Source organism: Dermabacter sp. Marseille-Q3180 (genome assembly GCF_940792985.1).
GTDB classification, from domain to species: domain Bacteria; phylum Actinomycetota; class Actinomycetes; order Actinomycetales; family Dermabacteraceae; genus Dermabacter; species Dermabacter vaginalis.
This window is the reverse complement of sequence record NZ_CALNWU010000003.1, coordinates 190,998-210,212: the sequence shown is the minus strand read 5'-3', so window position 1 is coordinate 210,212 and position 19,215 is coordinate 190,998. Positions and strand designations below refer to the sequence as shown.

Genomic DNA, 19,215 nt, shown 5'->3' with positions numbered 1-19,215 from the left:
ATGGAAGGAAGGCTCACATGACTGCTGTGGAAGAAAAGAACACCGGAGCCCAGGGCGAACAACTCGACCCGTGGCGCGGTTTTAAGTCCGGCGACTGGAACGAGAACATCAACGTTCGCGAGTTCATCCAGCTCAACTACACCCCCTATGAGGGCGACGCCGAGTTCCTCGCGGGTGCGACCGACAAGACTCTTCGCGTGTGGGACACCCTCGAGAAGAAGTACCTCTCGGAGGAGCGCCGCCGCCGCGTGTACGACGTGGATACGAAGACCCCCGCCGATATCGATGCCTTCCCCGCTGGCTACATCAGCGAAGACGATGACGTCATCGTCGGCCTTCAGACCGACGTTCCCCTCAAGCGCGCGATGATGCCCTTCGGTGGCTGGCGCATGGTGGAGACCGCGATCAAGGAAGCCGGCAAGGAACCGGATCCCGAGATCAAGAAGATCTTCACCAAGTACCGCAAGACCCACAACGATGGCGTATTCGACATCTACACCCCGCGCATCCGCGCAGCACGTAGCTCGCACATCATCACCGGTCTTCCCGATGCGTACGGCCGCGGCCGCATTATTGGCGACTACCGCCGCCTCGCGCTCTACGGCGCGGACTTCCTGATCGCCGAGAAGAAGGCCGCGAAGGACGCGGTTTCGGATCAGCCGTTCAGCGAGCACTGGGCCCGCTTCCGCGAGGAGCACGCCGAGCAGATCAAGGCTCTCAACAAGCTTGTGAACCTCGGTGACGCCTATGGCCTCGACCTCCGCCGCCCCGCCGCTACCGCTCAGGAAGCCGTGCAGTGGGTCTACATGGCCTACCTCGCCTCGGTCAAGAGCCAGGACGGTGCCGCCATGTCGATCGGCCGCCTGTCGCCGTTCCTCGACTCGTACATCCAGCGCGACCTCGACGAAGGTCGCATCACGGAGACCGACGCGCAGGAGCTCGTCGACGCTCTCGTGATCAAGCTCCGCATCGTGCGCTTCCTCCGCACGATCGACTACGACCAGATCTTCTCGGGCGACCCCTACTGGGCAACCTGGTCCGACGCCGGCATCGGCGAGGACGGCCGCACGCTCGTCACGAAGACCTCGTTCCGTCTCCTCCAGACGCTTCGTAACCTCGGCCCGGCTCCCGAGCCGAACATCACGATCTTCTGGGATCCGAGCCTCCCGCAGGGCTACAAGGACTTCTGCTCGGCAATCTCGATCGAGACGAGCTCGGTGCAGTACGAGTCCGATGAGCAGATCCGCAACCGCTGGGGCGACGACGCGGCTATCGCGTGCTGCGTGTCCCCGATGAAGGTCGGCAAGCAGATGCAGTTCTTCGGCGCTCGCGTGAACTCCGCTAAGGCACTTCTGTACGCGATCAACGGCGGCCGCGACGAGATGAGCGGCAAGCAGGTCACCGAAGCAGGTCTGTTCGAGCCCATCCAGGGCGAGGGCCCGCTCGACTTCGACGAGGTCTGGCAGAAATACGAAGAGATGCTGGACTGGGTTGTGGGCACCTACGTTGAGGCGCTCAACATCATCCACTACTGCCACGACAAGTACGCCTACGAGGCAGTCGAGATGGCGCTTCACGATTCGGATATCACGCGCACGATGGGCTGCGGCATCGCTGGCCTCTCGATCGTTGCCGACTCGCTCTCCGCCATCAAGTACGCGAAGGTCTACCCGGTTCGCGATGAGTCGGGCCTCGTGGTCGACTACCGCACCGAGGGCGACTTCCCGATCTACGGCAACGACGATGACCGCGCCGACGACATCGCCGCGACCGTCGTCCACACGATCATGTCGAAGATCAAGGCGATCCCGATGTACCGTGACGCGATCCCGACCCAGTCGGTGCTCACGATTACGTCGAACGTCGTGTACGGCAAGGCGACCGGCTCGTTCCCCTCGGGCCACGAGAAGGGCACACCCTTCGCACCGGGCGCCAACCCGGAGAACGGCATGGACAGCCACGGCATGGTGGCCTCGATGCTTTCCGTTGGCAAGCTCGATTACAACGACGCGCTGGATGGCATTTCGCTGACCAACACGATTACCCCGCAGGGCCTTGGCCGTACGAAGGACGAACAGGTGAAGAACCTGGTCGGCATTCTCGACTCGGGCTTCATCATGGATGACGAAGACTGATCGTCTGAATCCCCACAACGTGAATCGGTCGGGCGCGAGCCCCCTTGGGCCCGACCGGTTTTCACCCCCACATTTCCATCACTCTGATTGAGGAGAGAACAATGGCAGTCAAGACTTTCGATGAGCGCCTTCAGTCCATGAAGACCAACCGCGCCGAGAACAACATGGAGTCCGGCCTCTACCACGCGAACATCAACGTGCTCAACAAGGACACCCTTGTGGACGCGATGGAGAACCCGGAGAACTACCCGAACCTCACCGTTCGCGTGTCGGGCTACGCCGTGAACTTCGTGAAGCTCACGCGCGAGCAGCAGCTCGACGTTCTCAACCGCACCTTCCACCAGGGCGCCTGAGACACATCACTTCACACGCGTGATGCGCAATAATTAAGCGCATCGAAGCGTTCACCTGTTGGGCCTGGAAGCTCCGGTTTCCGGGCCCAACTCTTTAGGGCGTGTCCCCGACCCATGCGGGCCTCCGATTCCACGCCTACCACGACTTTGACGAGAGGCGATCCATGACCGAGTCCGCGGGCGCGAGCATCACCCAGGTTGATCTTCCGCTTCATAAGAGGCGCCAGGGCGCCGGAATCGAGGGCCTCGAAGAGTCGCATCTTGAACGCCCCGATCGCCTCCAGGCGGTGCGCGAGGGCGACCTCGCCTCCATCCATTCATGGGAGCTCGTCACGGCCGTTGACGGCCCCGGCACGCGCCTCACAATCTTCTTTAGCGGTTGCCCGCTTCGCTGCCTGTACTGCCACAACCCCGACACGTTCGAAGCCAAGAACGGTCAGGACGTCACCGCGGATGAGCTCATCGCAAAGATCAAGCGCTACCGCCGCATCTTCAAGGCATCGGGCGGCGGCATTACTCTTTCGGGCGGCGAAGTTCTCCAGCAGCCTGCTTTTGCGAAGCGCCTCCTCGAGGCAGCGAAAGACATGGGCGTTCACACCGCGATCGATACCTCGGGCTTCCTCGGCCGCAACGCTTCCGACGAACTGCTCGAATCGGTCGATCTCGTTCTCCTCGACGTCAAGAGTGGCGATCCCGAGGTCTACAAGCGCACGACCGGCCGCGCGCTTCAGCCAACGATTGACTTTGGCGATCGCTTGAACGAGAAGGGCATCGAGGTATGGGCCAGGTTCGTCCTCGTTCCCGGCCTCACCGACGACTACGACAACGTCGAGAAGGTCGCCGACATCGTTGAGCGCTGGCGCTCGAACGTGAGCCGTATCGAGGTGCTGCCCTTCCACCAAATGGGCACCGATAAGTGGGACTCACTCGGCCTCGACTACAAGCTTCGCGACACGCGCCCGCCCGAGAAAGAACTCGTGGAGCGCGTGCGTGAACAGTTCCGCGCACGCGGCGGCTTCGAGGTTCACTAACGAGCTTCGCGGGTTGACCGCGGGAAGCTCAGGACTCGTCCTTCTCCAGGCTCCGTTCCGCGGGGCCAATCCCGCACCTCGCATGAGTCAGGGCTGTACGCGCTCGACTGTTTGAGGTAGATCGCGCGCCCAGCGGCCGAGGCGACCCCATCGTGCACGGGGATCGCCACGTCCGGTTTCACGATTCGCAAAAAGTCGATCGTCTCCTGCATTTTCGACCACGGTGCCACGACGGGGAACGAGAGCACGTGAGCGCCGATCAGCTCGGGATGCGGCACGAGCGAGTCTCCCGTGTGGGCAAAGGTCTGCTCCCCCGGGGCCTCGACAATGAACGCCACGTTTCCCACGGGCGGGATCGCGGGATGGATCGTCGCGTGCGCCCCACCGGCTGCCCGTATGGTCACGTGAGAATTTCCGACGGTTGCTCGCCCACCGGGTGCAAGAGCGGTAAACCGTTCCCGGAAGCGGGCGGTTTCATCGACCTCACCCAGGAGTGTTGCCGTCTGAGGCTCAAGCAGGATGGCCGCCTCGGGATTATTCTCGAAGAGTTTTTCGAGGTAGGGCGGGTGCGCGTGATCGGGGTGCTGATGGCTTACCGCAATCGCGTCGAGACCCTCGAGTCCCGCCACGAGGGGGTCACTCAAGTTTCCGGGGTCGAAGAGAACCCTGCAGGCGTCGGCCCCGCCCACCCCCGCGTAGGTGACAAGCAGGGCTGAATGACCAAAGTGTGTGATCTCCATACCGTCACCGTAGGGGTGAAAGATGAGCGCAGGCCGCACGGGACGGTAGAATCAGGAAGTGCGCGCCCTGCGCAGTTTTCGACGACTTTTTCGTGCCTACTGTTTTCTGGAGATGACATGCCCCGCCTCATCGTCGACGTGATGCCGAAACCCGAGATTCTCGACCCGCAGGGGAAGGCCGTTCTCGGCGCCCTCGGGAGACTCGACTTTGAGCAGATCACTTCGGTTCGTCAAGGCAAGCGTTTCGAACTCGAAGTCGAGGGCGAGGTGACGAGCGAGGTTCTCGAGCGCGTGCGCGAAGCCGCGACCGAGCTTCTTTCCAACCCCGTTATCGAGGACGTCGTTTCGGTGCGCGTCGAGGAGGAGCAGGCCTGATGCCCGCAATCGGTGTGGTGACCTTCCCGGGTACTCTCGATGATCGCGACGCCCTGCGCGCCGTGAGGATCGCGGGTGCAGAGCCGGTGGCGCTGTGGCATGCGGACGACGATCTTCGCGATGTGGACGCGGTGATTCTTCCCGGCGGCTTCAGCTACGGCGATTACCTGCGGGCGGGCGCAATCTCGCGCTTTGCCCCGATCATGGAGCGCGTTGTGGATGCTGCAAAGGGCGGAATGCCCGTGCTTGGCATTTGCAATGGTTTCCAGATCCTCACCGAGACCCACCTGCTCCCAGGCTCGATGATCAAGAACGCGCACCGTACGTTCGTGTGCCGAGACCAACCGCTGCGCGTGGGCAATAACCGTACGGCGTGGACGACCGCGTATGAGCAGGGGCAGGTCATCACGATTCCGCTCAAGAACCAGGATGGCCTCTACGTCGCCGACGAGAAGACACTCGATGAGCTCGAGGCCGAGAACCGCGTGGTGTTCCGCTATGCCGAGGGCGCCGAGGGCGGCCCCGCCGGTTTCGAGGACAACCCGAACGGGTCCTATCGCGGTATCGCCGGCATCACGAACAAGTACGGCAATGTTGTGGGCCTCATGCCCCACCCCGAGTACGCCGTTGAAAAGGGCTTCGGCCCGGATGTTCGTGGCGAGGGCACCCGCACGGGCGTGGACGGACTCGGTTTCTTCGCGTCCGTCATGAACTCGATTCTCGACTAGAGCTCTCGCGTTGGGCGTTCCTTCATCGCGCTCAGCACGGTAAAGGTGCGGTTGCGGCTCACCTCTCGCGTTGTGGCGAAGCGCCGTTCGAGCAGCGCTCGGTAGCGAAGGTGCGAGTTGTGCACGAGCAAGAGCTCGCCACCGGGCCTCAGGATGCGAAGAGCTGATTCAAGCAAGGGCTCAATAAGGGTCGCATCCACGCGCGTACCGTCGTGGAACGGCGGATTAAGCATCACGAGATCAGCAGATTCCGACGGTTCCCCGCCGGCGGCATCGTCCCACGTGACACGCGTATCGATCCCGGGCTGCCCTGAGTAAGGCGCGAGAGTGGCCCGGGTGGAACGCACCGCATCGAGGTCGATATCCGTCGCCGCGAGCGAAAGTTTCCCGCCACGGCGTGCCGCCGTCTCACACATGGCGAGCGAAAGCATGCCGTTCCCGCAGCCGAGGTCGAGAACGCGAGGCGAGGCGATCCCACGCTCGACAGCGGTCGCGATCCGTGTCGTGGCCGCGCGTGCGAGGGCCTCTCCCCCGCGATCGGCTTTGGCCCCGGAGAAGACCCCGCCGTAGGCGACGAGCTCGCCGCTGCTCCAGGCCGAACGACGCGCGAGGGGCGGGGCGACGCTTTCACCTGGAGCGGAAGCATAGAGCGAGCGGAACTTGCCCTTGCCGCGCAGACCACGGACCTCACCAAAACCGGCCCGGAGTGCATCGTTCATCGACCGCGTCATGTGTTTGGTCGCGCCTCCAAGCACGAGCGTCATCTCCCGATCCATTGTGTGCGCGTGCCGCGCGAGGAAGCGAGCATTTTCCTCGAGCGCCGCAAGCGATTTCGGCAGGCGCCCGAGAGCGAGGCTGCCGGAAAAGCTGTGCTCGGCGAGGAAGGTGCCGAGGTCGGGCGCAGCGAGGTTGTCTCCGGCGATGAGCAGGCGGTCGTTCAATTCCCCGCGCCTACTCGCGGCGGCACGTGCTTCTGCTGCGTGAGCCCGCGAGACACTGCGAACGAATACCCGCGAGCGCCCCTCGATCCGGGCACAAGCCCAGGCCGTGAGCGCGCCCGAGCGGTCATCGAGCACGAGGATGTCTCCCGGCACGTTTGGCGCATTCTCGGCGGCGTCATGAACGATGAGGCGGTCGAGAGCGTCGGCATTCTCCTCAGGGGCGAAGATCATAACGTCGAGCCTACGGCATAGGCCGAGGGCGGGAGCTAGCCCTTTCGAGCTGTCTCCCGCCCTCGGCGATGTCACGCGCGTGCGTTACGCATTCGCGGCGCGCGGGGCACCAATGCCCGGATCAATCTTCGGCACGTCGCCGGCGCCGGGGCGAACATCAATGTCGAAGATCGCGGTCGGGATGTACACGGTCGCGCACGAGTTCGGGATGTCCACAACGCCCGAGAAACGCCCCTCAATCGGAGCGGCGCCGAGCATGAGGAATACCTGTTCGGGACTCCAGCCAAACGTCGTGAGGTAGTCGATCGCGTGGAGGCAGGCACGCTGGTAGGCAAGCTGCGAATCGAGGTAGCGCTGCTCGCCGTCGAGCGTGACGGACGTGCCGGAGAAGGAGATCCACTCGCTGTAGCGCGGCTCGACGTTGCCGGGCATGAAGATCGCGTTTTCCTTGACGTTGTACTTGTCCATGCCACCGGGGATGACATCGACGTGCACGTCGATGAAGCCCGACATCTCGATGCCGCCACAGAAGGTGATCTCGCCATCACCCTGCGAGAAGTGAAGGTCGCCCACCGAGAAGTGCGCGCCATCCACGTACACGGGGTAGAACACGCGCGTACCCTTCGAGAGGTTCTTGATGTCCTGGTTGCCGCCATTTTCACGCGGCGGTGCGGTGCGTGCACCCTCGGCTGCAACGCGGTCGAAGTCCTCGCCCGTAAGAGTGCCGAGCACGGCATCCTTCGGTTCGGGCGGAAGCGCGAGCGGAGGCAAGCGATTCGGGTCGGTCGCGATGAGTGCGGCTTCGCGATCATTCCACTTCTTGAGCAGTTCGTGCGAAGGCGCAGTGCCCATGAGACCCGGGTGGATGAGACCCGTGAACGACACGCCGGGGACGTGGCGCGAGGTCGCGGTCTGGCCGTTGAAGTCCCACACGGCTTTGTACGCATCCGGGAACTGATCCACGAGGAAGCTACCGCCGTTGTTCTTCGCGAAGATGCCGGTGTAGCCCCAGCCCTGGCCGGCGAGCGGTCCCTCGTCTTCCTGCGGGATCGGGCCCACGTCGAGGATGTCGACGATGAGCAGGTCGCCCGGCTTCGCACCCTTGATGTGGAACGGACCGGAGAGCGCGTGCACCTTGCTCACGGGAGCTTCGAGGATGTCCTGGGCGCTGTCGTCATTCTTGATGTCGCCATCGAACCACTCGCGGCAGTCGATGCGGAACGTGTCGCCCGGGTTGACCGTGACAGCTGCGGGAATGTCAGGGTGCCAGCGGTTGTGGCCAACGATGTCCTGGTCTTTGAACGATTTGGTGGAATCAAGCGGGAAAAGATTCTTAGGCATTGCGTGTGCTCCTTTGCGTGCTCATTTGCGTACTCACCCGAGGCGTCACGGACGCGGAAGTGCACGATGGCGCGGATCGTGCGACACGGGCGTGGACTTGGCGCCAGGCGAAGAGGGAAGCGACGAATGAACCTGGGGCTCATATGCGCTGCGATTCGCCGAATCAATCGCGTTCGTCAGGGCCGGATTGAGCGAACGCACCGCGGGGGCGCTCACGAGGCGCTTCGCAGTGTTGTCGCACTCGGGGCACTGGCGTTCTCGAGTCGTGCTGCTCATGGGCAACAAGGTTTCGCTGAGGTGACCTTCACCGCACCGGAACTCGTACAGGGGCATGGCACTCCTTTGTCCGCACCTTCGGGCGGTGCACCTGCGGCACCGCCCCTTGCCTTTGCGCGTTTCACACTAACGCGCACCTCAGCAGCGTTCCTGAACCCTCCTGAACCTCTCCCTACTCCCGGCAGCGGCCGACACTCATGAAGGCGTTACGTCGACACCAGGGTGCGCACACGCCCGGAAAAATTGAGGCGCACCGTGCGCTCGGCAGGCGTCGGACCCCGGAGACTGAAGCCCGAAAACGCGACCGACTGGCCTGCGGCGGGTGCCATCTGCTGCTTCTCGCGCTCGTAACGCACCCACACGGTCGAGGGAAGAGGCGGAAGCGAGGGCACCTCGAATTCCCACAAAAGAGGTGCGCCCACGCTCGGGCTAACCTCACTCAGCGCCCGGGAACCAAGCAGCATGCCGTGCGCGAGCGGAGCTGAAGCTCCAAGCGCCCGTGCACCGAGTGCGCTCACGTGGATCGGGTGCGCATCCCCGCTCACGCGCGCAAATTCTCGCCCAATCCCCACTGGAAGCTTCCAGCGCGAGCGCGGCGCATGCGAGGCAAGCGGATGTCGCTCACTCCTCAACTCCTCATCGTCTCGCGGCTCTCGAGCAGCCGAGCCCCGCAAGACGTACGTTGACACATTCGTCGCGAGGATGTCTTCGCCCCGTGAAAACACCGCGACGATCTCGCACATGTGCCCGCGCGGCGTGTGCGACACCGACCCCACACGCGCTTCAATATCGAGCTTCTCCCCAACGTGCACGGGCCTGTGCAGGAGAAGAGAATTCTTGACGTGCACGAGCCCGAGAGCGGGAAGCGGGAAACGCGGGCGCGCCATGAGGGCGAGGCCTAGAGGCTGCGCGAGAGCGTGCACGAATCCGGGGTGGGCCACGTGTGCGTCAGGCCACGGATCCCGGCGATGCGGGGCCACGAGACGCGCATAGCGCACCGCGCGTGCGCGGTCCACGCGCACCCCGCGCACGACGTAGCGAAGATCGGGGAGTTTTTCGGACCGCGCAATGGGCGCGCGCGTAAGAATCGCCGCCCACACAGCTGCAGCGCTCGGAACTCGCGCGAGGGTCTTCGTGGTGGGCGACATACCTCTACTCTTTCATCCCGCACGGCCGCGCGCGAGGACGTAAAATGCAAGGTGCTGAGAACAACCGACACGGAGGACAGCCGCCAGCATGAACACCCACGAGCCAGACACGATCGAACGGGCCCTCGAAACCCCGAACGAAACGCAGCCGTGGGCCGACCTCGGCCTCAAGGAAGAGGAGTATGCGAAAATTCGCGAGATCCTCGGCCGCCGCCCCACGAACGCCGAGCTCGCCATGTACTCCGTCATGTGGTCGGAGCACTGCTCCTACAAATCCTCGAAAGTGCACCTCAAGCAGTTCGGCCAAAAGCAGACCCCTGCAATGAAGGAAAACCTCCTCGTAGGCATCGGCGAGAACGCTGGCGTGGTCAATATCGGAGATGGCTGGGCCGTCACGTTCAAGGTCGAGTCTCACAACCACCCAAGCTACGTCGAGCCCTATCAGGGAGCCGCGACCGGCGTGGGCGGCATCGTGCGCGACATTATTTCGATGGGCGCCCGCCCCGTCGCCGTCATGGACCAACTACGCTTCGGCGCGATCGACCACCCGGATACCGCGCGAGTCGCCACCGGCGTCGTCGCCGGTATCGGTGGTTACGGCAACTGCCTCGGCCTGCCCAACATCGGCGGTGAAACCGTGTTCGATCCCGCTTACCAAACCAATCCCCTCGTGAATGCCCTCGCCGTAGGCGTGCTCCGCCACGAAGACATTCACCTGGCCTCCGCGACCGGTGCCGGCAACAAGGTCGTGCTGTTCGGCGCTCGCACGGGCGGCGACGGCATCGGCGGTGCCTCAATCCTCGCCTCAGAAACTTTCGAGGACGAGGGGCCGGCGAAGCGCCCGAGCGTTCAAGTGGGCGACCCGTTCATGGAGAAGCTGCTCATCGAGTGCTGCCTCGAACTGTTCGCGAAAAACATCGTGGAGGGAATCCAGGACCTCGGCGCCGCAGGCATCTCGTGCGCAACGAGCGAACTCGCCTCCAACGGCGGCTCAGGCATGCACATCGACCTCGAAAACGTGCTCCTTCGCGACCCCACGCTCACGGCCGGCGAGATCCTCATGAGCGAATCGCAAGAGCGCATGATGGCCGTCTTCACGCCGGAGAACCTCGATGACTTCCTCGCGATCACCGAAAAGTGGGGCGTCGAAGCCGCCGTCATCGGGGAAGTCACGGGCGAAGGCCGCCTCACGATCGATCACTTCGGCAAGCGCATCGTCGATGTCGACCCCACGACAGTCGCGCACGAAGGCCCCACCTACAACCGCCCCTACGCGCGGCCCGCATGGCAGGATGCCCTCGAGGCCGACCGCGCCGAAGATCTCCCCCGCCCCGCAAGCAGCGACGAACTCGTCGAGCAACTGTGGTCCCTCACCACGTCCCCGAATCTCGCGAGCACCGCGTGGGTCACCGACCAGTACGACCGCTACGTTGGCGGCAATACCGCGCTGGCCATGCCCGACGACGCGGGGGTACTCCGCATCGATGAAGAAACCGGCCGCGGTATCGCGATTGCGACCGACGGCAACGGCCGCTACACGATGCTGAACCCGAGTGAAGGCGCTCGTGCCGCACTCGCCGAGGCCTACCGCAACGTCGCGGCAGTGGGCGCGCGTCCCCTCGCCGTGACCGATTGTCTCAATTTCGGTTCGCCCGAAGACCCCGACCGGATGTGGCAGTTCGTCGAAGCCATTACGGGGCTCGCCGACGCTTGCCAAGAGCTCGAGGTCCCCGTGACCGGCGGCAACGTCTCTCTCTACAACTCCACGGGCGAACCCGGGCGCCTCAACTCTGCGATTCACCCGACACCCGTCGTTGGCGTTCTCGGTGTATTCGACGACGTTGCGACCCGCGTGCCCTCCGGCTGGCACGAGGAAGGGCTCGAGATCTACCTCCTTGGCGACACCCGCGAGGAGCTCTCCGGTTCGGCATGGGCCGACGCCATCCACTCCCACCTCGGCGGCACGCCCCCGCGCGTATCTCTTGAGAAAGAAGAAGCACTCGCCTCGGTGCTCATCGGCGCCGCAGAAAAAACCCTCGCGCAGGCAAGCCATGACCTGAGCGACGGCGGCCTCTTCCAAGCACTCGTGGATTCGGCAACTCGATTCGGCGTGGGGGCGAAGATCGACCTGTCCTCACTCACAGAACGCGACACCATCGATGCGTTCACCGCCCTCGTTTCCGAATCGCACGCCCGCGCTATCGTCGCCGTGCGCCCCGAAGATGCCCCTGCTCTCGAGGAACTCGCCCAGGGTGCTTCCGTACTCGCGGCCCGTATCGGCACGAGTGGTGGCACTGATCTTGAGCTGGCAGGCGTCGGAACCTTCCCCGTGACGGAGCTGCGCGAGCGACGCGCACGAACGCTTCCCGAGCACCTCGCTTGAACTTCACGCAAGAGCCCACGAGGCCCTTCCCAATAAGAGTCCTCGTGGGCTATGGTGAAGTCGACTTCCCCCTCACACGAAAGCACTTCCCCCATGAGCTTCGAAAAATCCCCCTTTAATCGTCGCGCCCTTCTCAAGATCGGCGCCGTCACTCCCCTCGCTGTCGCAGGCGTGGGCGCAGTTGGCATGGGCCTCGCCCTCGCCGACGGTTCCCCCGCTCCCAGCGGAGGCGACACCGCCGTTGTGGATCGCGACCTCGCGCGCACGTCAACCGTCGATACCCAAGGCGCTTCCGAACAGAATCCCGAACTTGACGGCACCGAAGCAAAACAGGTCGCCGGCTACATCACGATGGCTGCGGCAACATGGCCAAATGACACCGACGCCCCCGACGTCGTTGAATTCCAGGGCCAAGACGTGAACACTGGTGACTGGGGCGACTGGATCAGCGCAGAGCTCATGACCGACATCGACGAAAATGCGACCGACGCGGTGTGGCTCGGCCCCTCGAGCGCGGTCAACGTACGCGCATTCCGCGACGGGCATGACGTCTCTGACCAGCTCACCGCGCACCTCATCACGACCTCCGAAGCTGGAAGCGACGTACGCCTCGCCTCGAGCGGCGGCGACACCGGCATCACCCGCATCCTCCCCGCGACTGTCACGCCCGGCACCGGTGCACCGACGTTCATTACCCGCAAGGAGTGGAATGCGGGATCGGTGAAAGCCTCGCGCCTCAGCTACGCGAAGGAAATCAAAGCGATTTGCATCCACCACACCGGTGGCTCCAACAACTACTCGAAGGCGCAGAGCCCGCAAATCGTGCGCGGCATGTTCGCCTACCATCACGACACGCTCGGCTGGGCCGACCTCGGCTACAACATCGTCGTCGACAAATACGGTCAAATCTTCGAAGGCCGCAGCGGCGGCCTCCACCGCAACGTCGCCGGCGCTCATGCGCGAGGCTTCAACACCGGTTCGTGTGGCATCTCCGTTATGGGCGACTACATGGACATTCCCGTTCCCACCGCCGCGCTCAACGCTATCGCGACGGCCGCCGCGTGGAAGCTCGGCAGCGCTTTCATCCAGGACGTTTACGGAAGCGAAGAGTGGACCGTCACCATCTCTCGCGTGAAGCGCACCGGAACGTTCTCCATGCCGCACCTTTTCGCCCACCGCGACGTTAACTACACCGACTGCCCCGGTGACACGTACTACGGCCAGCTCCCCGCCCTGCGCAGCCTCGTGCAGCAAAAACTCACGGATTTCAAGAGCCGCTACCCCGAGCACCTCGTGGCTTTCGTGAACGGTGGCGGTAAAGCCGCGTTCGGCACCGTCACCCACGTGCGGCGCCCCGAAGGCGGCTTCGACGTCACGCGCCTCACGAAAGGCCTGATTCTCACGGCAGGTGGACGCACCACGGCGCACAAGAGCGCGTTCGCTGCCGACTGGAAGGGTTCGTGGGGCCGCCCTGTGGAAAGCACCGCAGGCGAGACGCAGCGGTTCGAAAACGGCACCGCGAAAAAGGTCAACGGTAAGGTCACCTTCGTCCGCGCTTCAGATAGCGCACCCCGTACGAAGCACTTCAACGACGTCCCCGACAACCTCATCTTCGCCCACGAGATCAACACTCTCGCCGATCTCGGTGTGATTCGGGGCTGGGCTGACCGCACATTCCGCCCCCAGATCCCCGTGTGGCGCGACGCGGTCATCGCCTACATGTACCGCATCGCCGGCGAGCCCGCATACACGGCTCGACGGCGCTCCCCGTTCCTCGACGTGGACCAAAGCCAGCCCTTCTACAAGGAGATCTGCTGGGCCCAGGCAACCGGACTCACGACGGGCTGGAAGGTTCGAGGCGGATGGGAATTCCGACCCTTCCAGCCGATTCTCCGCGATGCCATGGCAACATTCCTTTTCCGCGCTTCCGGCGAAAGCCTCAGGGGTGTGAACTACAACGGGTTCAACGACGTCAATTCCTCCCTCATATTCGAGAAGGAAATCAAATGGATGGGCTCGACCGGAATCTCACGCGGATGGGACGACGGCACGTACCGCCCCTTCAACAACACCACGCGGGCCGAGCTCGCGGCCTTCCTTTACCGCTACATGGAGCGACGTGGCCTTCTCTAAATTTCTCTCGCGGCAAAAGCCGCCGGCACCGTCCTCCGCTGCTCTTGCCGATCCGGCACACAACGATTTAAGGGGCGACGGCGAGCGAATCTACCTCGTCTCTATGGCGAGCTATCCAAACTACGGTGACGAACTCATCGCCCGAACCTGGCTTCGGTATCTCGCCGAAGTAAAACCGGCAGCAGAAGTGTGGCTTGATTGCCGCCACCCCGCGTCAGCGTCGGTGCTCTTCCGTGGCGACCATCCGCACCTCACGACGACCGATACCCTCTTTCGCGTACTCGATCTCGCGTCTCAAGAATGGGAACAGCGAAGCATTACCGATATCGTCACGGACTTGGGAAGCCCGCTGTTTGACCTCCAAATCGCCGAAATGAACCGTGCGACAACCCTCCATCTCCTTGGAGGCGGCTTCCTTAACAGCCAGTGGCCTCAGAACCTCGGACTGCTCGAGGGCATGCGCGCGTCGGTCGCTGTGTCGGGAGCCCGACTCATCGCCACGGGGCAGGGCCTTATGCCCGACGCCGGAGCCAACTTTGCGAACTTCGAACACGTGAGCGTGCGCGACCGTGAAAGTTCCGAACTCGCTTCCGTTGACCAGAGCCTCGATGACGCGTTCCTCGGCCTCACGCGAGCCGGCACCCCGCTCGGAGACGTCAACGAGGTAGTCGTGTGCGTGCAATCCGACGCTGTCGATGAGAAAAGCTTCGAAGGGTTTCTCGACACGGTCGAAAGTGCCCTCGAGGACCCGGCACTTGCCCACGCACGGCTCACGTACGTCGAAGCGCTCCCGGGCGCCGACTACCGAGGGTACGAGGCGCTGAGCAGGCGCGGAGTGAACTTTGGTCGCTTCGTACCGTTCAGCGAATTCTGGACCGAACCATTCCGGTTTGCTCCCGGACAGTTCTGGATCACGTCGCGTTTCCACCACCACCTCGTAGCCGCCTCGCGAGGCGCTCGTGGCTTCGCCCTCGTCGATTCCGGCGAATACTACGCCACGAAGCACGGCTCGCTCATCGAACTTGGCTCAGGGTGGCTTCCCGTTCACCCTGGCGAAGCCCTTCCCGCTGTTGCCGATACTCACGGACAACACGGATTCGACGAGGCTCACTCGCAAAAACGCCGCGAGGCCGACGCTCTCTATAGAAACTCGTGACTTCACCGGGCCTGGTTTCGACGCAAACTACGCCTCACACGAGAAACGGCCCGACACCTCTTTCGCGGGGTGTCGGGCCGTTTCTTCTACGTAAAGAGGAGCCGAGGCTCAGTCCTCGGTCTTTTCCGAGGTCTCTTCGGCGGTCTCCTCAGCGGACTCCTCCGAAGCGGTCTCCTCAACCTTGGTCTCCTCAACGGGAGCCTCGTCAGCCTTCGCGGAAGCCTTGGCAGCGCCTTCCGCTTCCTTCACGACGGCCTGCTTCGGCGAGTACTCTTCCTCAACCAGCTCGAGGAGGGCCATGGGGGCGTTGTCACCCTTGCGGTTCTCGAGCTTCGTGATGCGGGTGTAGCCGCCGGGACGCTCCGAGAACTTCGGAGCGATCTCGGTCATAAGAAGGTGCGCAGCTTCCTTGGTCTTGACCGTCTGCATCACACGGCGGCGGTTCGCAAGGTCGCCCTTCTTCGCCTGGGTGATGAGGCGCTCGGCAAGGGGCTGAACGCGCTTCGCGCGGGTCTGCGTCGTAGTGATGGCACCGTGCTCAAACAGGGCGGTCGCGAGGTTCGCGAGAATAGCCTTCTCGTGAGCCGGGGACGAGCCGAGTCGAGCGCCCTTAGTGGGTGCAGGCATGTTGTTTCTCCTCGAAGAAAAAGATGGAAATCAGAACTGCTCGCCGAACTCGTCGTCGCCGTACGAGTCAAGAACAGTGGAAGGATCAAAGCCGGCCGGGGAATCCTTGAGCGAGAGGCCCAGCTCAGCGAGCTTCGCCTTCACCTCGTCAATGGACTTCTGGCCGAAGTTACGGATGTCGAGCAGGTCTGCCTCGGAGCGGTTGGTGAGTTCACCGACGGTGTACACACCCTCGCGCATGAGGCAGTTGTACGAACGAACCGTGAGGTTGAGGTCGTTGATCGGAAGCGCCAGATCAGCGGCGAGAGCCTGGTCGGTCGGCGAAGGGCCAATCTCGATGCCTTCGGCTTCCTGGTTGAGCTCCTGAGCGAGACCAAAGAGCTCCACGAGGGTCTTACCCGCCGACGCGATGGCGTCGCGAGGAGCGATCGCCTGCTTCGTTTCGACATCAATGATGAGTCGATCGAAGTCGGTGCGCTGCTCAACGCGGGTTGCCTCAACCTTGTACGTCACCTTGAGAACGGGCGAATAGATCGAGTCAACCGGAATGCGGCCAATCTCGCCCTCGGCGCCCTTGTTCTGCTGGGCCGAAACGTAGCCGCGGCCACGCTCAACGATCAGCTCAACCTCGAGGCGGCCCTTGGAGTTAAGGGTCGCGATGTGCAGGTCCGGGTTGTGGATCTCAACACCGGCAGGCGGGGTGATGTCGGCGGCGGTCACGACGCCCTCACCCTCCTTGCGCAGGTACATGACGACCGGCTCGTCGTTCTCCGACGACACCACGAGGTTCTTGATGTTCAGGATGAGCTCGGTGACATCTTCCTTCACACCGGGAACGGTGGAGAATTCGTGGAGAACGCCGTCGATGCGGATCGACGTCACTGCCGCGCCCGGGATGGACGAGAGCAGTGTGCGGCGCAGCGAGTTGCCGAGGGTGTAGCCGAAGCCCGGCTCGAGAGGCTCGATGACGAACCGTGAACGGTAGTCAGAAACGACCTCTTCGGTCAGCGTGGGGCGCTGTGCAATGAGCACGTTGTGTCCTTTCTTGGAACGTCCGCTATATGACGTTCGCGGTGGCGGTACGACACTGATGGATGACGGTTATCGTTTCGCGCACCCGAGCAATGCTCAGTTGCGGCGACGCTTCGGCGGGCGAACGCCGTTGTGGGGCTGCGGGGTGACGTCCTGAATCGAACCGACCTCAAGGCCCGCCGCGGTGAGCGAACGGATGGCGGTCTCGCGACCCGAACCCGGGCCCTTGACGAAGACGTCGACCTTCTTGAGGCCGTGTTCCTGGGCGCGGCGAGCAGCGGCTTCAGCAGCCATCTGCGCGGCGTACGGGGTGGACTTACGCGAGCCCTTGAACCCGACCTGGCCGGAGGAGGCCCACGAGATCACAGCGCCACTCGGGTCAGTAATCGACACGATGGTGTTGTTGAAGGTGCTCTTGATGTGTGCTTGGCCGTTAACGACGTTCTTTTTGTCCTTGCGGCGGGGCTTACGCGCCGCAGCGGCCTGTCGTGACTTTGGAGGCATATGCCAAAACTCCTTGAGTTTGTAAAAGGTGATCGATACGAGTCAGTGCTGGGCACCGCTCGTGGAGTAACTGCGGCTCAGCGAGTGGCCTTCTTCTTGGCGGCCACGGTGCGCTTCGGGCCCTTGCGGGTGCGGGCGTTGGTCTTGGTGCGCTGACCGCGAACCGGAAGACCACGGCGGTGACGCATGCCGGCGTACGAGCCGATCTCGATCTTGCGGCGAATGTCCGCGGCGATCTCGCGTCGCAGGTCACCTTCGACCTGGTAGTTCTCTTCGATGTAATCGCGCAGCTTGACGAGGTCCTCATCGGAAACCTGGTGGACGCGCTGATTGCCGTCAACGCCGGTGGCATTGAGAGCTTCAAGTGCGCGGGTGCGACCCACGCCGAAAATGTACGTCAAGGCGACTTCCAGGCGCTTTTCGCGCGGAAGATCGACGCCAACGAGACGTGCCATGAGCAGTTCTCCTACTGTTTCTCAGGGGCCTGATCCAGCATGTCGCTCCCGCATGAGCGGTGCGCCGCGGCCCCTGGCCCGCGGGTGATCCTCGAAATGAGGTTCATGCTGTCTCTTTACTTATAAGGTGCGGCTGTCACCGCGGTGTGCCTCTCCTCGAGAGGCGGTGCACTTAGCCCTGGCGCTGCTTGTGGCGCGGGTTGGTGCAGATAACCATGACGCGCGAGTGGCGACGAATCACCCTGCAGTTGTCACAGATACGCTTCACGCTGGGGTAAACCTTCATGATGCCCTTCTACAGTTGATCTGCCCTTGAACCTTCGAGGCTCAGGAGCGTACCTGACCGCGTGTGCGGCCGGCTTACTTGTATCGGTAAACGATGCGACCCTTTTCAAGGTCGTACGGGCTGAGCTCCACCACCACGCGGTCCTCAGGAAGGATCCTGATGTAGTGCTGGCGCATTTTGCCCGAGATATGCGCGAGTACTTTGTGGCCGTTGTCCAGCTCAACGCGGAAGCGCGCGTTCGCGAGCGCTTCGGTCACGGTGCCCTCGACTTCGATCACGCCGTCTTTTTTCGCCATAGTCTCTACTGTCCCTCTGCCCCTTTCGGGGACTGGTTTCGCATGTGCTACCTTCGAGCGCGCTTTAACGGGCGGCGAACCGCCAGAATTAACGGGGGTAGCCCCAAAGAGCGCACTCGGTTCTCTATCGTACACGCGCGATAGCCCCGCGATAAGTGGCTATAGGCGTGGGTTCGCTCACCTTCCGGTGGTGGCGGAGGAGTCCGACGGTTCCTCGGCGATCATGATGCCGCGTTTTTCGAGTTCCGCCTTGCCGCCATCAACGGCGCTGAGCACGAAGATCCCCGTTTCGGTGACCGCGACGGAGTGCTCGAAATGGGCTGCACGCCCGCCCTTCGTCGCCACGACGGTCCACTCGTCGTCGAGGATGTCGAATTCACCGTCGCCTTGGATGAGCATGGGTTCGATGCACAGGGCCATACCGGGCACGATCTTCAGGCCGCGATCGCGCGTGCGGAAATTCATGACGTCGGGCGGCTCGTGCATCGCTCGACCAATCCCGTGCCCGCCAAATTCTTCGAGGTGCTGGATCCGCTCCCCCGCCATCTCGGCAACGTAGTCTTCGATCGCGGCGCCGATCTCCCCCACGCGCTTCGCGCTTGCAAGAGCCGCGATGCCTTCCCACATCGCTCCCCGAGTCACCTCGACGAGTTCGCGATCGGCCTCGCTTTTCGCTGTGCCCACGATGTGCGTCCGGGCAGCGTCGGAGTGCCACCCCTCGACGATGCAGCCGGCGTCCACGCTCACCACGTCACCTTCACGGATGACTCGGGAGCCAGGAATGCCGTGGACGATCTCTTCATTCACGCTCACGCAGACCGTGGCAGGGAAACCGTGGTAGCCGAGGAAGTTGGACTTCGCCCCGGCTTCGGCAATAACGGCACGCGAAATCTGGTCGATGTCCGCAGTCGTCATACCGGCGCAAAGGCTCTTTTCGATCTCCTCATGGATCCGGGCAAGCAAAAGCCCCGCGCGGCGCATCGTCCCGAACTGCTCGGGAGTTTTAAGGCTTACGCGGGGCTTTCGGCGAAAAGACATTCGGGT

At 63.2% G+C, this 19,215-nt stretch carries 20 protein-coding genes; 8 read left to right on the top strand and 12 right to left on the bottom strand.

Annotation, left to right across the window (positions count from 1 at the left end):
* Positions 1–17 precede the first annotated feature (17 nt).
* The 3 genes from NBW56_RS08885 (at position 18) to pflA (ending at position 3,519) form a co-directional block, all read left to right on the top strand.
* Positions 18–2,135, top strand: a complete 2,118-nt coding sequence (locus NBW56_RS08885; RefSeq protein ID WP_250258886.1) for a pyruvate formate lyase family protein — start codon at positions 18–20, stop codon at positions 2,133–2,135.
* A gap of 101 nt (positions 2,136–2,236) precedes the next feature.
* Positions 2,237–2,488, top strand: coding sequence for an autonomous glycyl radical cofactor GrcA2 (gene grcA2, locus NBW56_RS08880; RefSeq protein ID WP_055089418.1), 252 nt, complete (start codon positions 2,237–2,239; stop codon positions 2,486–2,488).
* Between the two features lie 164 nt (positions 2,489–2,652).
* Positions 2,653–3,519 carry a pyruvate formate-lyase-activating protein gene (gene pflA, locus NBW56_RS08875; protein WP_065247413.1) on the top strand — a complete coding sequence of 289 codons (867 nt, stop codon included), beginning with the start codon at positions 2,653–2,655 and terminating at the stop codon, positions 3,517–3,519.
* Here the strand turns inward: pflA and NBW56_RS08870 are convergent.
* Positions 3,516–4,259: an MBL fold metallo-hydrolase gene (locus tag NBW56_RS08870; protein ID WP_250258885.1), complete on the bottom strand. Its 744-nt coding sequence runs from the start codon at positions 4,257–4,259 to the stop codon at positions 3,516–3,518. The genes pflA and NBW56_RS08870 overlap by 4 nt on opposite strands.
* A 117-nt stretch (positions 4,260–4,376) precedes the next feature.
* Here NBW56_RS08870 and purS point away from each other — a divergent pair, with 117 nt between their 5' ends.
* Entirely contained in the window at positions 4,377–4,634 is a 258-nt protein-coding gene (gene purS, locus NBW56_RS08865; RefSeq protein WP_074297666.1) for a phosphoribosylformylglycinamidine synthase subunit PurS, read from the top strand.
* Complete coding sequence (purQ, locus tag NBW56_RS08860; RefSeq protein WP_250258884.1) at positions 4,634–5,362, top strand: phosphoribosylformylglycinamidine synthase subunit PurQ; 729 nt, start codon at positions 4,634–4,636, stop codon at positions 5,360–5,362. The genes purS and purQ overlap by 1 nt, the downstream gene beginning before the upstream one ends.
* Here purQ and NBW56_RS08855 read toward each other — a convergent pair.
* The 4 genes from NBW56_RS08855 to NBW56_RS08840 form a co-directional block, all read right to left on the bottom strand.
* The gene (locus NBW56_RS08855; protein ID WP_250258883.1) at positions 5,359–6,534 is read right to left on the bottom strand and encodes a class I SAM-dependent methyltransferase; all 1,176 of its coding nucleotides are present in this window, start codon (positions 6,532–6,534) and stop codon (positions 5,359–5,361) included. The two genes, purQ and NBW56_RS08855, sit on opposite strands and share 4 nt — an antisense overlap.
* Positions 6,535–6,618: 84 nt before the next feature.
* Positions 6,619–7,875, bottom strand: a complete 1,257-nt coding sequence (gene fmdA / locus NBW56_RS08850; RefSeq protein WP_055089405.1) for a formamidase — start codon at positions 7,873–7,875, stop codon at positions 6,619–6,621.
* Between the two features lie 45 nt (positions 7,876–7,920).
* Entirely contained in the window at positions 7,921–8,208 is a 288-nt protein-coding gene (locus tag NBW56_RS08845) for an FmdB family zinc ribbon protein (RefSeq protein WP_284346107.1), read from the bottom strand.
* A gap of 149 nt (positions 8,209–8,357) precedes the next feature.
* Positions 8,358–9,299, bottom strand: coding sequence for a hotdog family protein (locus NBW56_RS08840; protein ID WP_250258882.1), 942 nt, complete (start codon positions 9,297–9,299; stop codon positions 8,358–8,360).
* A gap of 88 nt (positions 9,300–9,387) precedes the next feature.
* On the opposite strand from NBW56_RS08840, the gene purL reads away from it, so the two are divergent.
* The 3 genes from purL to NBW56_RS08825 are packed head-to-tail and all read left to right on the top strand — an operon-like array spanning position 9,388 to position 14,971.
* Positions 9,388–11,682 (top strand): phosphoribosylformylglycinamidine synthase subunit PurL, encoded by a 2,295-nt coding sequence (purL, locus tag NBW56_RS08835; RefSeq protein WP_250258881.1) that lies wholly within the window; start codon positions 9,388–9,390, stop codon positions 11,680–11,682.
* Between the two features lie 51 nt (positions 11,683–11,733).
* Positions 11,734–13,815: an S-layer homology domain-containing protein gene (locus NBW56_RS08830; protein ID WP_250258880.1), complete on the top strand. Its 2,082-nt coding sequence runs from the start codon at positions 11,734–11,736 to the stop codon at positions 13,813–13,815.
* Positions 13,802–14,971, top strand: coding sequence for a polysaccharide pyruvyl transferase family protein (locus tag NBW56_RS08825; protein WP_250258879.1), 1,170 nt, complete (start codon positions 13,802–13,804; stop codon positions 14,969–14,971). The genes NBW56_RS08830 and NBW56_RS08825 overlap by 14 nt, the downstream gene beginning before the upstream one ends.
* 108 nt (positions 14,972–15,079) lie before the next feature.
* Here NBW56_RS08825 and rplQ read toward each other — a convergent pair whose 3' ends face one another.
* From rplQ to map, 7 genes are all read right to left on the bottom strand, one after another.
* On the bottom strand, positions 15,080–15,598 hold the full coding sequence (rplQ, locus tag NBW56_RS08820) for a 50S ribosomal protein L17 (RefSeq protein ID WP_250258878.1): 519 nt from the start codon (positions 15,596–15,598) through the stop codon (positions 15,080–15,082).
* Positions 15,599–15,628: 30 nt separating this feature from the next.
* Positions 15,629–16,630 carry a DNA-directed RNA polymerase subunit alpha gene (locus NBW56_RS08815; RefSeq protein WP_055089393.1) on the bottom strand — a complete coding sequence of 334 codons (1,002 nt, stop codon included), beginning with the start codon at positions 16,628–16,630 and terminating at the stop codon, positions 15,629–15,631.
* Positions 16,631–16,726: 96 nt separating this feature from the next.
* Positions 16,727–17,134, bottom strand: a complete 408-nt coding sequence (gene rpsK, locus NBW56_RS08810; protein ID WP_016664053.1) for a 30S ribosomal protein S11 — start codon at positions 17,132–17,134, stop codon at positions 16,727–16,729.
* A 77-nt stretch (positions 17,135–17,211) separates the two neighbouring features.
* A complete protein-coding gene (rpsM, locus tag NBW56_RS08805; RefSeq protein ID WP_065247403.1) occupies positions 17,212–17,589 on the bottom strand; it encodes a 30S ribosomal protein S13 in 378 nt (125 codons plus the stop codon).
* Positions 17,590–17,761: 172 nt separating this feature from the next.
* Positions 17,762–17,875 (bottom strand): 50S ribosomal protein L36, encoded by a 114-nt coding sequence (gene rpmJ, locus NBW56_RS08800; RefSeq protein ID WP_016664051.1) that lies wholly within the window; start codon positions 17,873–17,875, stop codon positions 17,762–17,764.
* 74 nt (positions 17,876–17,949) lie between these two features.
* Positions 17,950–18,171 carry a translation initiation factor IF-1 gene (gene infA / locus NBW56_RS08795; protein WP_016664050.1) on the bottom strand — a complete coding sequence of 74 codons (222 nt, stop codon included), beginning with the start codon at positions 18,169–18,171 and terminating at the stop codon, positions 17,950–17,952.
* 177 nt (positions 18,172–18,348) lie between these two features.
* Positions 18,349–19,209, bottom strand: coding sequence for a type I methionyl aminopeptidase (map, locus tag NBW56_RS08790; protein WP_250258877.1), 861 nt, complete (start codon positions 19,207–19,209; stop codon positions 18,349–18,351).
* Positions 19,210–19,215 lie beyond the last annotated feature (6 nt).